The sequence below is a fragment of the Ruminococcus sp. RTP21359st1_H3_RTP21359_211015 genome, assembly GCF_040909065.1.
Lineage (GTDB): Bacteria > Bacillota > Clostridia > Oscillospirales > Ruminococcaceae > Hominimerdicola > Hominimerdicola aceti.
In genome coordinates this window covers 20,732-33,681 of record NZ_JBDGDD010000026.1, presented here as the reverse complement: position 1 = coordinate 33,681, position 12,950 = coordinate 20,732, and the positions used below count along the sequence as shown (strand labels likewise).

The window sequence follows — 12,950 nt, the reverse complement described above, 5'->3', positions numbered from 1 at the left end:
CTATGCGTCCCCTCAAATGGTTTTCGCCTATCGAATTTCTTAATAATAGTGTCCAATATGATTGACAAACCTACAAATTTGTACAAATTATCATGATGAATTTTGTAGGTGCTAGCCTAAAAAGTGCGAAAAATGGCGCTTTTTTGTTGCTTTTCATAGAGCACATAAATCATATTATATTGATATGAACAATATGAAAAATATAGTGAAAAAAATATTGCCGGCAAGCCATGGGCTATTGAAAAATCCTGATGGATATGTTATAATAATATTTATGAGTATTTTTTAAGAGGGTTTTATTATGCAGGGTTGTAAAAAGGTTGTTTCCATTCAGGATATATCGGGTCTTGGCCGGTGTTCGCTAACAGTTGTGATACCTGTGCTTTCCGCTATGGGCATTCAGGTGTGTCCTGTGCCTACGGCTGTTCTTTCGGCACACACCGGCTACAGCGAGTTTGTTATGAGAGATCTTACAGACTTTATGAAGCCTGCATTGGAACACTATAAAAAAATGGATATGAAATTTGACTGTGTGTACAGCGGGTTCCTAGCTTCAAGCGAGCAGATAGACCACTGCCTTGAGTTTTTCGAGGCTTTTCCTGACGCCCTGAAGGTCGTAGACCCTGTTATGGGTGACGGCGGAAAGGCATATAAGACCTACACAAAGGAGCTTTGCAGCCGTATGGTCGAGCTTGTAAAGGTGGCGGATATAATCACGCCTAACCTCACAGAGGCGGCTATACTTCTTGGTGAGGAATATCCTACGGCTTCAATGCGCAGCTCTGAGATAAAATCATGGCTTGTAAGGCTTTCAAAGCAGGGCGCAAAGATCGTTGTTATCACAAGCGTAAATCTTGCAGACGGCGGAATGTCAACTGTGGGCTATGATAAAGAAAATAACAGCTTTTGGAAAATAAAGAATGATTATGTTCCTGCACACTATTCAGGAACGGGAGATATGTTCACAAGTGTTCTTATTGGAGGACTTCTCAAGGGTGACAGCCTGCCTATCGCAATGAACAGAGCCACAGCGTTCACAGAGCTTACTGTCAAGACTACATACAGCTACCAGACCCCATGGACAGACGGTCTTATGCTGGAGGGTCAGCTCCCTTGGCTCACAAGCTATCAGGAGCTTAGGGACTATACAAATTTGTGATATCTGGAAGTGTTACCGAAGATGAACAGACTTAATATCGTGCTTGTAGAGCCGCAGATACCGCAGAACACAGGCAATATTTCAAGGACTTGTGCAGTGACAGGTGCGGCACTGCATCTTGTGAAGCCTTACGGCTTTGAGATAAGCGACAAAAAACTAAAGCGTGCAGGGCTTGATTACTGGGATAAGCTTGAAATATACGAGTATGATAATATTGATGACTTTTTTTCTAAGAACAGCGGCGAGTTCTATTTCTTTACCACAAAGGGCAGAATGGTACACTCAGATGTGGATTATCCGCAAGATAGGGAAGTGTATATAATTTTCGGCAGAGAGGACAAGGGGCTGCCTGAGAAACTGCTTTATGAAAATCCCCAAAGCTGTGTGCGGATACCAATGAGGAAAACGCTCAGAAGCCTTAATCTGTCAAACTCAGTGGCGATAGCCTGCTATGAGGTGTTAAGACAGTGGAATTATCCTGACCTTGGCAGAGAGGGCAAGCTGACGCAATATACATGGGACGAATAAAATAAATAAAAAACGGAGGGTGAATTTATGGCAAAAATAAAATTTCTTACCGACTCAGCGAGCGATATCACTGAGGAGCTTGAAAAGAAGCTGGATATCCAGATAATGAATTTCAAGATGGCAATGGGTGATGACAGCTACACATCAAGGATAGATTTCGACAACGAGAAATTCTACAAAATGCTTGACGATTTTGACGGCATACCTGTTACATCGCAGATAACAGCCTTTGAATATCAGGAAACTTTTGAGAAGCTCTACAGCGAGGGCTATACTGATGTTATAAACACTACCATAAACTCAAAAGGCTCGGCAACATACAACAACGCTGTTATGGCGGCAGAGGAGTTTTATTCCGCTCACCCTGAGGCAAAGGGCAAGTTCACTATATACAATATAGACGGCGAGAGCTACTCAGGAGCCTATGGCTATGCAGTAGTTCAGGGCGCAATGAAAGCCACAAAGGACGTTCCTGCGGCTGATATCGTGGCATTTATGAAGGACTGGATAAAGAACTGCGTTATTTTCTTTGCACCATATACACTCAAGTATGCAAAAAAGTCAGGAAGGATTCCGTCTGCGGCTGCTTTTGTGGGCGAGGTAATGGGTCTTAGACCTATCATGAGGATACATGACCATGCTATCGTTACAGAAACAAAGGTAAGAGGCGACAAGGCTATTGTGCCAAAGATACTTGACCTGACTGTAAAGGAAATGATACCGCAGACACCTTACTGCATCGTTTACGGCAATGACGAGAGCGTCAGGGACGAAATGGCACAGGCTATGACGAAGAAGGTGGGCTATCCACCTGTGGAGTGTTTCCAGATAGGAGCGGCAATTGCAATAAACGCAGGTCCAAAGGTGACGGGCGTTATCTTTAAGGCACAGAACAAGTAAATTTGATATGGATATAAAAAGACGGACGTTTCGCTTTGAAACGCCCGTCTTTTGTCAGCTCATGTTGTTATTTGTTTTTGCGTGATCTTCTGCCTGCAACTACAAGTCCGCTTCCTGTGATAAGGATAGTAAAGAGGATACCGCCAAGGTCATTGCCTGTGTTAGGGTTTGTGCTTCCTGCGTTGTTCTTGGCAGGGGTCTTGCTGTCTGTGCTTGTGCCACTGTTATTTGAACTTGTGTCTTTGCTGTCTGAGTTTGTATCGCTGCTGTCAGAGCTTGTATCATTTGCCTTTGGCGTCATAGTAAGGTCAGTGATGACCCACAAGGTGCCGTCAGAGCCGTCGCTCGTATCATTTTCATAGCGTTTGTAATTTACAAATTCACCGTTTATCTTAAGCTTAGTGTCTGGTCCGAATATGTAAGAGGTATTTTCACTCTCAACAAAACCAACAGCCGTCACATATACACCATAATAGTAAGTCTTTCCGGCTTCAAAAGCGCTGATCTTGTTTTCATAAATTTCGCTTCCCCACTCTGGCTCTGTAGAGATCAGACCGGTCTTGCTGTCAAGCTCCCACCACGCAGCTCGGAGCGCATAGTTTGCGCCGTCTGGCACATTGCCTGTAAACACTGGCTTGTCGCCGTTCTTGAAGTTGATGGTGGCGTCGTTGATCTCCACCACATCAATAACTTTCACGGTGGACGGCGTCATGGTCAATACATTGCTGAACCAAATGGTTTCACCGCTATCATCCACATCGATCTGATCGGGTGTCAGGGTGATTTCTTCGCCGTTGATATAGAGCTTCGTGTTCTGATCGAAGCGGTAGCCCTCTTCCATGCCCAAATCGGAAATCTTGAAATATACGCCATAGGTATAGCTTTTGTCGGCTTCAAATTCCGTAATGAGCTTACCGTTATAGCGTTCATTCCAGTAGTCGCTGGAGGTAATGCCATAACCGCTGCCGTCATTGGCGTCCCACCGCTGATGATCGGTGTCAACGATAGGGTCAATGACACCGGTGCTGAAAAGCGGTTTATCTCCGGCATTAAAGTTGATAATGGCATAAAGTCGGATCTCTTCAACAGCCTGACCGGGTCGCAGCTCTGTTCCATATTGAATGAGGCAGGTATTCCCATCATCCATCACCATGACCCACGCGCTAGACGGCAGGCTTGCTCCATTCAGTGTAACATTTTCATTTTTCAAATTGCGATCGAAGGTATAGCCGTCCTTTGCCTGAAGTTTCACGGAATATATATACCTTGCGCCCTTTTCAAAGGTATTGAATCAAACATCGTCGTCCGAATAAACGCTTTCATCAGAATACCAGTAGCCAACCGTGTGCATGGTGTCGTCGGCGTCCTTTTCCTGCTTTCCCCAGCACTCAAAGAGAATATCATATTTATCCTGATTAGTGCCTGTTCGCTTGGCCGATGCCTGCGGGGCATTGCCCGGCTGATAATCGAGCTTCACGTTTTCGATATCGATCATGTTAATACTGCTTAAAGTTGCCGCAGGCGTCCAATGTGCTTTTAGAGTAATATTCCCAGTGATCTTGGTATCAAAGGTATACTTTGCATCATTTAGATACCACCCGGCAAAATCATAGCCGTTCCTCTTCGGTTCATTTGGCTCGATTGCAGAAGTATTCAATACCTTTTGCTCTGACACTGCACTTCCGCCGTCTGAATCAAATGTCACTGTGAACTCATCAAAAGACCATGGAAATACACCACAGTTCTCGATCGTACCTCCAGAAATGACAACGATCGCCGTATTGTTTTTGCCATATACTGCATTGCCGAGACCTCCCAAGTCTACCTTGCAGTCCTTAATTGTGCCGCCGGTCATGGTGAAGCTGCCATTTTCGTATATGTTCACTGCACCGCCATTATTGCATGCAGAACAGTTTTCAATCGTTCCGCTGTTCATCACGAAGAAGCCGCCCTGCTTGACAAATACAGCACCGCCGTCGTCCTCCGCTCTGCAGTTGCTGATCGTACCATCGTTCATTGTAAATGTGCAGCCCATGCCTATATCCACAGCAGCGCCGTCATCACCTGCTTTGCAATCCTTAATAGTACCGCCGTTCATAACGAACTTGCCGTACTTGACCGGAGTTTCCGTTACACCAGTGTTGGATACATCCACTGCGCCGCCGTCTCCGTCGGCATCCGTGCAATTCACGATACTGCCGCTCTCTAGAGTAAGCGTTCCGCCCTTGACTTCAAATCCGCAGTTCTTGTTCTGCCCATCGATCTTGCCATTGGTGCCGCTGTCCTTTACTGTTAGGTTTCCGCTGCTGCGCACCCGAATTATATCCTCATCTGTCGAGCTGCAGCTCAGGGTATATCCGTTGAGATCAAGAGTCACAGTGCGCTCCACATCTAGTTCCCAGGTGGTCTCAATGTTTCCGCCCAACTTGATCTCTGCAAATTCCGTTTTTTCCAATGCCGACTTCAGTTCCGTTTCATTACTGACTGTAGAATTTTCAGCAAATGTCAACATAGACATTTGTGGTGCTGCCAAACATAGGGTAAGGATAAAAGCGGTTATTCTCCCTTGCAGTGATCGTTTTTTCATAATATACATCTCCTTTTGATATTATATTTTTTCTCATGTTCGTTATTATCCTATAAGCACACCTCCATTACTTTGTATTTTCCCTAATGTGATATCCTTTATCACATTATAACAAATCTATGAATAAATTTGTGGCTTATTTCATAATAGTCATATGCCAATTCTGAAATTATATATCGCAGGGGACTTCCTTTTTTGATAAATATGATATATAATTAACATAACACCATATGACAGCGGGAGGGATCGTTAAAATGAAGTTTTGCGAACAGCTTGGTAATTATATAGAACAGCTTTCCTGCACGGCAAAGGAGCTTTGTGAGTTGTCAGGGATATCTCCCTCAACATTTAGCAGATACAGAAGCGGCGAGAGAATACCTGAGATAGACACTGTGGCGTTTGACGGGCTTTGCAACGCTCTTGCGGCTGTGGCAAGGGAAAATGGCTATGGCGATATGACAAGGGAGAACATAAAAAAAGCCTTTCTTGACTGTGAAGACATCATACCTGCCGACAGAGAGTCTATGCGGCAAAATTTCAATACCCTTATCTCAGCTCTTGATATAAACATCAAGCGTATGTGCAAGGAGATAAATTATGATGTTTCCACCGTTTTCCGTATACGCAACGGCACAAGAAAGCCTGCCGACCCTGAACGCTTTGTCGCCGCAATAGCAGGCTTTACTGCAAGGGAGCTTAGAACTCCCACAGAGATATCAGCGGTCGCACAGCTTGTGGGCTGTAATGAAAGTGATATAGAGGATATGTCACAGCGTTATGAAGTGATATGCAAATGGCTGTTCAGCGATCATGCCAGACAGAGCAGAGAGATAAAAAGCGGTGGCAGAGAGATAAAAAGCGGTGGCATTGAAAAGTTTCTTGATAAGCTTGATGAGTTTGACCTGAACGAATACATAAAGGCGATACATTTTGATGAAATGAAAGTGCCTGCATTGCCTTTTCAGCTTCCTGTGTCAAAAAATTATTTTGGCATCAAGGAAATGATGGAAAGCGAGCTTGATTTTCTGAAAGCCACGGTCTTGTCACGTTCTAATGAGCCTGTGATAATGTACAGTGATATGCCTATGAAGGAAATGGCTGACGATCCTGAATTTCCGAAGAAGTGGATGTTCGGTATGGCTCTGATGCTTAAAAAGGGACTGCACCTTTGTCAGATACATAATCTTGACCGCTCCCTAGATGATATGATGCTTGGTCTTGAAAGCTGGATACCGATGTATATGACGGGGCAGATAGAGCCTTACTATTTGAAAAACGTACAGAATAATGTTTTTCTGCATTTGCTGAAGGTATCAGGTGCGGCGGCTCTTTCAGGGGAAGCCGTGGCAGGCTTTCACAGCGAGGGCAGATATTATCTGACCAAGTCCAAAAAGGAGCTTGGATATTATCGTAAACGTGCCAATGATCTGCTTTCAAACGCCTGCCCGCTTATGGAGATATACCGAAGTGACAGGGAAAAAGATTTCAGCGATTTTCTCACTGCCGACTCTCACAGACGTGGCAGGCGCAGGAGTATTTTATCTGCTCTGCCTGTTTATACTATGGATAATGACCTGCTCAATAGTATACTTGACAGAAACGGCATTGACGACCGCCGGGGCAGAGATATAAAAGCTTATGTCAGCGATCGTAAAAAGCGAGTTGAGAGCATACTGGAAACCATGACCATAGAGGACGAGATATGCTGTCTTTCCCGAGAGGAATTTGAAACACGTCCCCATGCCCTTGACCTGTCGGGTGTATTCTGTGCCAGTGATGTTCTTTACAGCTATGATGATTATTCTGCACATTTAAAAAGCACAGAAAGCTATGCGCAGACACATGAAAACTATAGCCTTAAATATGCTAAGCGGCAGACCTTCTGCAATTTGCAAATACTGATCCATGAAGGTCAGTGGGCGATGATATCAAAGGGAAACGCGCCTGCTATACATTTTGTTATACGACACCCGAAGCTTCTCAGCGCCTTAGAGAATTTCATTCCGCCAGTTATAGAAGATCAATAAAATGCAGGATCACACTATCCCCTTGGTGTTCCTGACGAAAAAATGGACGCTTCCGATGGAAACGTCCGTTTTTATAGCCAAAAGAAATATATTCGGTTATTATTCTTCGTCCTTTGCGGCAAATCTGTTGAAGATAACTGCAAATATCGCAAAAATAACATATCCTGCGGCAATGACAGTAAGAATGTTCTTTGTCATTTCAACACCTGTTGACGGATTTACTTTTGAGCTGTCAGCCTGCGATGAGGCCTCGTCAACTATCTGCTGTATCTTTTCTGTTGCCTGTGATTCTGTAAGCTCCTGCGAACTGTCGTCCTCACTTACTGTAGTAACAGCCGCACCGACATTTTCAGGCTGTCCGGCTGCTGTTGTGGTGGTGCTTTCAGGCTGTGTGTTTTCGTCAGCCTTTGGCTCTGTGCTTGCTGTTGTAGTAGTTGTGGTCGTTGTATCGTCAGCAGGCTTTGGTTCTGCCGCTGTGACCTTTGTAACGGCTGATGTGTCAACTGCTTCCTTGACAGGTGTTACTTCCACGGAAGCTATCTGAAAATCTGCATTTGCCTTTAAGTAATAAAGCTGTACGAAAACCTCGTCACTTGTTCTTGAAGGGTCAAGATCTGAGTATATCCACTGTGCTTCCTCGCCGCCTGTGAGCTTCGTACTCTGTGCAGACCAGCTTCCGTCTACCAACGCACCGACTGCACCGCTTGCGTTGCCTGATGACTTTACGTTGACCTTTACATTGTAATGCTGTGAATAGTCTGTTATGTAGTCAGAAAGCTTGAAGCCGAACTGAAGGGAAGTTTCGCTGTTGAAGTCAGCGTCACCCTGCTTGTGTGTGAAAAGCGGTTCGGACTCGGGCTGTGCAGATGTTGAGGTTGTAGTGGTCTGAGTTTCGCTCTTTGCTGTTGTAGTCGTTGTGGTGGTTTCAACAGGCTTTGTTGTAGTTGTTGTAACTTTTTCAGACTTAGCCTTAGTTGTGGTCGTCGCTTCGGACTTGGTCGTAGTCTTTGCTGTAGTCGTCGTTGTAGTTGTGGTCGACTTTGATGTAGTTGTAGTAGCTTCAGCCTTAGATGAAGCAGTCGTAGTGGTCGTGGCAGGAGTTGTTGTGATCTCTTCCCCTGCACTGACAGTGAGCGGTGAACCCTCTGTAGGTGCTGAGTATGAAACTGACTTGTATCCACCGTCAGCTTCCGCCACCATTGTTTCAACCTCTACCCAATAGTTTATCTTGCCTGTTACGCCGTCCTTTACCTTGAAAGTCGCAAGGGCAAGGTCTGTGCTGTCCTTTATGTTAGAACCTGTAAGGTTTGCACCGACTATTTTTATAGTGCCTGATGAAGCAACATAGTTGGTTATAACAGAAAATTTGCTTCCCACATTGTATGTACTCTCGCTCTCCTCATCGGTCGGCACATATACTGTTACCTTTGACGGGTCATAATGCAGGTCTATAGTGAAGCCTGCAACGCCTGTTTTATCAGGCTCAAGGCTTGCTTTTACGTTTATGCTGTCGCCTGCCTGTGCAAAGTTCTTGTCGCTTGTGAGCTTTATCTCGTTTCCGCCTGATGCACTAGCCACTGTGGAAACAATGCTCGTGAGCATAAGAAACGCTGTTGCCACCGACAGCGCCATCTTGTTTATTTTCAGTTTTTTCATTTGATACCTCCGTTGCAAAATCGTGTTTTTCTGTCAGTATTTTGCTCTTGATTAATTTTGTTTACTATTGTTTTGTCTTTAATTTGTAATATTTCATTATAAAATATTACAAATTCTGTTACCTTTGTCGTAATAGGATTATATCACAATATAAAGTAGCACGTCAATAGTCAAAACAGCGAAAATAAGCATATTTTTTTGGATATATTTATAATGAGAGCATTTGTGTCACAATATGTATGTACCGATCAACAGCAAAGCCACTAAATAGGCTGTAATAAATCTGTAACCTTTAAGTGAAAGCTGCATTTTACTAAATGTAAATTTTTTATGTATCAAAAAGACTGTTGACAAAGCACTGAGAAATGTACTATAATGAGGGTGAAGTTTTGTACTTGATACAGAAAAATGTACAAACTAATGTGTGTAAAAATAAGGACTTATACATTGGCGTGCCTTGTTGTGGTATTGCCTATATCTTCTGAGGTGAACGAGTTGATAAAAAAGATGATTTCATATATCCTGTCATTTGCTATTGCAGCGTCAATGGCGGCTTCGTGTTTGACGGCTTCAGCGGCAAATATGACGGGAAGCTGTACGGCAGACGTTCTGAACGTTCGCAGCGGTGCAGGCACAGGCTATTCTAAAACAGGCACAGTAAGCTATGGCGACAGCCTGACTATACTTTCCGAAACCACCGACTCAAGCGGTGCGAAATGGTATAAGATATCGTGCGGCAGCGTGACGGGCTATGTTTCGGCGGCATATGTTCAGCTAACATCAAGCGGTTCACAGGGCAGTTCTGACGCTGATTTTGAGAGCTATATGACAAAGCAGGGCTTTCCTGAAAGTTATAAGCCATATCTGCGAACGCTCCATGAACAGCACCCAAAGTGGATATTTACCGCTCAGAAGCTTGGCGTGGATTGGAACACTGCGCTAAAGGAAGAATGTGTTGTGGGCAGAAACCTTGTCCACTCGTCGGCACTGGCTTCATGGAAGTCAATGGAAAAGGGTGCATATGATTTTAACGGCGGTTATTGGTATGGGCTTGACGGCTCGTGGGTGGCGGCTTCAAAAGAGATAATAATGTATTATATGGATCCGAGAAATTTTCTCAACGATACATACATTTTCATGTTTGAAAATCAGTCATATGATCCTTCTTATCAGACGGAAAGCGGTGTAAAAACTATTCTTGCAGATACTTTTATGAGCGGAAGCTACACTTGTCCTGACACAAAGAAAAAGTATACATATTCGCAGACCTTTATGGACGCTGCAAAGAAATCGGGCGTTTCACCTTATCACCTTGCTTCAAGGTGCAGGAACGAGCAGGGCGTAAATGGTGCGCCGCAATCCCTTGGTACTGTGAAAGGCTATGAGAATTATTTCAACTTCTTTGACATTCAGGCTTATGCGACCTCCACCATGACAGCCGCAGAAATGGGCTGTAAGTATGCAAAAACTACTAATCCGACCTATCTTCTTCCTTGGACAAATCAGCACAAGTCCATAGTGGGCGGCTCGATATTTTTAGGCACAGGCTACATAACAAAGGGTCAGGACACCCTTTATCTGCAAAAATTTGATATGGTAGACGGCGGAAACGGGCTTTATTACCACCAGTATATGACCTGTGTTTTCGGTCAGGCGAATGAAGCAATAAGCCTAAAAAACGCCTATTCTCAGGATATTTTGAACAGCGCAATGGAGTTCAATATACCTGTTTACAACAATATGCCTGATAAACTTTGCCCAAAGCCTACAAGCAGTGGAGATAACAACAATTATCTTAAATCTCTCAGCGTTTCAGGCACGAGCATTTCACCAAAGTTCGATAAGTTCACCACAAGCTATACCGCCAAAGTCAATGCGGAGATATCTTCTGTTACTGTGAACGCAAATCCGTTGGGCAAAAGTGCAAAGGTGTCTGGAAAGGGCAAGGTTAGCCTTAAAACCGGCGAAAACACTGTCAAGGTCACCTGCACAGCGGCAAGCGGAGTGAAACGGACATACACCATAAAAATAACAAGAAAAGCCGCTTCACAGACCCTGCAGCAGGGAGATGTGAATGGTGACAAGTATCTGACAGTTGTGGACGCTTTGCTCATGCTGCGTTACAATGCAGGCAAGACGCAGCTTGATTCCACTCAGCTAAAGCGTGCGGATATGAACGGTGATGGAAAGGTCGATGTTATCGACGCTCTTACTCTGCTGAAAAAGATAAGTCAGAGTTAAAAATGCAAAAAAACAGGAGCGTTACCACCATGGTACGCTCCTGCATGAGGCTATTTCATCATCATTGAAATGCCGTCCATTACGTCACCGATAGCTCTGATAGCACGACCTGTGCGGCTTTTGAGCATTTTCTTTTCGCTTGATGTCGCCTCTGTGACTGCATAAGCCACTGTTCCTGCGGCTATCGCCATTGAAACGCCTGTTATCATTGACTTCATCTTCATTGCTGTTTCCTCCTTTTTTCTTTGTAATATTATTTTTCGCAGTAAGAGAACAGCTATGCCATGCAAATGAAGTCAAGAGGGTTGACGGTATTTTCCCGTGAATGTTCGTATTTTGTGGTGTTGTGAAAGATTTTTCAGTTGATGTTTAGTGCTATTGTATAAAATGTGATTAAAATTTTTGCAATTTATATGTAAAAGTAAAAGAGATATGTTCATATCTCAAACGTTTAGTATAAATATTATTCATAGATATATAATAAATATGTATTTGCATTAACATCAAAATAGTGGTATAATAAATGGGTATAAAAAATAAAGGATCTTGGTAAACTCTGAGATCTGATAGTAAGGAGTAATATTAAATGGGTATGACAATGACTCAGAAAATTCTGGCAGCCCACGCAGGTCTTGACGAAGTCAAGGCAGGTCAGCTTATAATGGCGAACCTTGACCTGGTTCTCGGCAACGACGTTACGTCCCCTGTGGCTATCAACGAGTTCAATAAAGCGGGCTTTACAGATGTTTTCGATAAGAATAAGGTCACAATGGTCATGGATCACTTTGCACCTAACAAGGATATCAAATCCGCTACACAGTGCAAGACCTGCCGTGATTTTGCTTCAAAGTATGACATAAAGAATTATTTCGACGTTGGCGATATGGGCATTGAACACGCTCTGCTTCCTGAAAAAGGACTTGTCGCTCCAGGCGACTGCGTTATCGGTGCTGACTCACATACTTGTACATACGGCGCACTTGGCGCATTCTCAACAGGTATCGGCTCAACAGATATGTGCGCAGGCATGGCAAAGGGAAAGACTTGGTTCAAAGTCCCTGCCGCTATCAAGTTCAATATCGTAGGCAAGCTTCCAAAGTATAGTGCCGCTAAGGACGTTATACTTCATATAATTGGCATGATAGGCGTTGACGGCGCACTTTACAAGTCTATGGAATTTTCAGGCGAGGGTCTGAAAAACCTTTCCATGGAGGACAGGCTTTGCATGGCTAACATGGCTATCGAAGCAGGTGCTAAGAACGGCATATTTGCAGTTGACGATATTACACTTGATTACATCAAGGATAAGGTAGACAGAGAGTATAAGATATACAAGGCTGATGATGACGCTGAGTATGAGGCTGAATACACTATTGACCTCAGCCAGATAAAGCCTACAGTCGCTTTCCCGCATCTGCCTGAGAACGCAAGAACATTTGACGATATCCCTGAGGTGAAGATAGATCAGGTCGTTATCGGTTCATGTACGAACGGCAAGATAGAGGATCTGAGATGTGCCGCTGAGATACTTGACGGCAAAAAGGTGGCAAAGAACGTTAGATGTATCGTTATCCCTGCCACACAGAAGGTATATATGCAGGCCATGAAAGAGGGTCTGCTGGAGATATTCATAAATGCAGGCTGTGCGGTTTCTACACCTACCTGCGGTCCATGTCTTGGCGGACATATGGGTATTCTTGCAAAGGGCGAAAGAGCCGTTGCAACAACAAACAGAAATTTCGTGGGACGTATGGGTCACCCAGAATCAGAGGTTTATCTGGCTTCACCTTACGTTGCCGCCGCTTCAGCTGTGACAGGCAAGATCTCACAGCCGTCGGAAGTTATGTGATAT

10 protein-coding genes are annotated in these 12,950 nt (G+C 44.1%); 6 read left to right on the top strand and 4 right to left on the bottom strand.

Annotation, left to right across the window (positions count from 1 at the left end):
* Positions 1-301 precede the first annotated feature (301 nt).
* The 3 genes from AB5Z01_RS10705 to AB5Z01_RS10695 are packed head-to-tail and all read left to right on the top strand — an operon-like array spanning position 302 to position 2,587.
* Positions 302-1,159 carry a pyridoxamine kinase gene (locus tag AB5Z01_RS10705; RefSeq protein WP_038670828.1) on the top strand — a complete coding sequence of 286 codons (858 nt, stop codon included), beginning with the start codon at positions 302-304 and terminating at the stop codon, positions 1,157-1,159.
* A 21-nt stretch (positions 1,160-1,180) separates the two neighbouring features.
* Positions 1,181-1,687, top strand: coding sequence for a tRNA (cytidine(34)-2'-O)-methyltransferase (locus AB5Z01_RS10700; protein WP_195388088.1), 507 nt, complete (start codon positions 1,181-1,183; stop codon positions 1,685-1,687).
* 27 nt (positions 1,688-1,714) lie between these two features.
* Positions 1,715-2,587, top strand: coding sequence for a DegV family protein (locus AB5Z01_RS10695; protein WP_287214410.1), 873 nt, complete (start codon positions 1,715-1,717; stop codon positions 2,585-2,587).
* 67 nt (positions 2,588-2,654) lie between these two features.
* Here the strand turns inward: AB5Z01_RS10695 and AB5Z01_RS10690 are convergent, their stop codons facing one another.
* Positions 2,655-3,839, bottom strand: coding sequence for a hypothetical protein (locus AB5Z01_RS10690; RefSeq protein WP_287214412.1), 1,185 nt, complete (start codon positions 3,837-3,839; stop codon positions 2,655-2,657).
* Positions 3,840-3,878: 39 nt separating this feature from the next.
* Complete coding sequence (locus AB5Z01_RS10685) at positions 3,879-5,174, bottom strand: InlB B-repeat-containing protein (RefSeq protein WP_287214414.1); 1,296 nt, start codon at positions 5,172-5,174, stop codon at positions 3,879-3,881.
* 254 nt (positions 5,175-5,428) lie between these two features.
* On the opposite strand from AB5Z01_RS10685, the gene AB5Z01_RS10680 reads away from it, so the two are divergent.
* Positions 5,429-7,201 carry a helix-turn-helix transcriptional regulator gene (locus tag AB5Z01_RS10680; protein ID WP_287214416.1) on the top strand — a complete coding sequence of 591 codons (1,773 nt, stop codon included), beginning with the start codon at positions 5,429-5,431 and terminating at the stop codon, positions 7,199-7,201.
* Positions 7,202-7,300: 99 nt separating this feature from the next.
* Here AB5Z01_RS10680 and AB5Z01_RS10675 read toward each other — a convergent pair whose 3' ends face one another.
* On the bottom strand, positions 7,301-8,857 hold the full coding sequence (locus AB5Z01_RS10675) for a cohesin domain-containing protein (RefSeq protein ID WP_287214418.1): 1,557 nt from the start codon (positions 8,855-8,857) through the stop codon (positions 7,301-7,303).
* A gap of 462 nt (positions 8,858-9,319) precedes the next feature.
* Between AB5Z01_RS10675 and AB5Z01_RS10670 the strand changes: the two genes are divergently transcribed.
* A complete protein-coding gene (locus tag AB5Z01_RS10670) occupies positions 9,320-11,098 on the top strand; it encodes an SH3 domain-containing protein (protein WP_368365530.1) in 1,779 nt (592 codons plus the stop codon).
* Between the two features lie 50 nt (positions 11,099-11,148).
* Here the strand turns inward: AB5Z01_RS10670 and AB5Z01_RS10665 are convergent, their stop codons facing one another.
* A complete protein-coding gene (locus tag AB5Z01_RS10665) occupies positions 11,149-11,322 on the bottom strand; it encodes a hypothetical protein (RefSeq protein WP_022288469.1) in 174 nt (57 codons plus the stop codon).
* A 362-nt stretch (positions 11,323-11,684) separates the two neighbouring features.
* Here AB5Z01_RS10665 and leuC point away from each other — a divergent pair, with 362 nt between their 5' ends.
* Positions 11,685-12,947 (top strand): 3-isopropylmalate dehydratase large subunit, encoded by a 1,263-nt coding sequence (gene leuC, locus AB5Z01_RS10660; protein WP_368365529.1) that lies wholly within the window; start codon positions 11,685-11,687, stop codon positions 12,945-12,947.
* Positions 12,948-12,950 lie beyond the last annotated feature (3 nt).

Excerpts from the sequence above, each read along its gene's own strand:
- AB5Z01_RS10705 (WP_038670828.1), top strand. The coding sequence starts at position 302 with ATGCAGGGTTGTAAAAAGGTTGTTTCCATTCAGGATATATCGGGTCTT.
- AB5Z01_RS10700 (WP_195388088.1), top strand. The coding sequence starts at position 1,181 with ATGAACAGACTTAATATCGTGCTTGTAGAGCCGCAGATACCGCAGAAC.
- AB5Z01_RS10695 (WP_287214410.1), top strand. The coding sequence starts at position 1,715 with ATGGCAAAAATAAAATTTCTTACCGACTCAGCGAGCGATATCACTGAG.
- AB5Z01_RS10685 (WP_287214414.1), bottom strand. The coding sequence starts at position 5,174 with ATGAAAAAACGATCACTGCAAGGGAGAATAACCGCTTTTATCCTTACC.
- AB5Z01_RS10680 (WP_287214416.1), top strand. The coding sequence starts at position 5,429 with ATGAAGTTTTGCGAACAGCTTGGTAATTATATAGAACAGCTTTCCTGC.
- AB5Z01_RS10675 (WP_287214418.1), bottom strand. The coding sequence starts at position 8,857 with ATGAAAAAACTGAAAATAAACAAGATGGCGCTGTCGGTGGCAACAGCG.
- AB5Z01_RS10665 (WP_022288469.1), bottom strand. The coding sequence starts at position 11,322 with ATGAAGATGAAGTCAATGATAACAGGCGTTTCAATGGCGATAGCCGCA.
- leuC (WP_368365529.1), top strand. The coding sequence starts at position 11,685 with ATGGGTATGACAATGACTCAGAAAATTCTGGCAGCCCACGCAGGTCTT.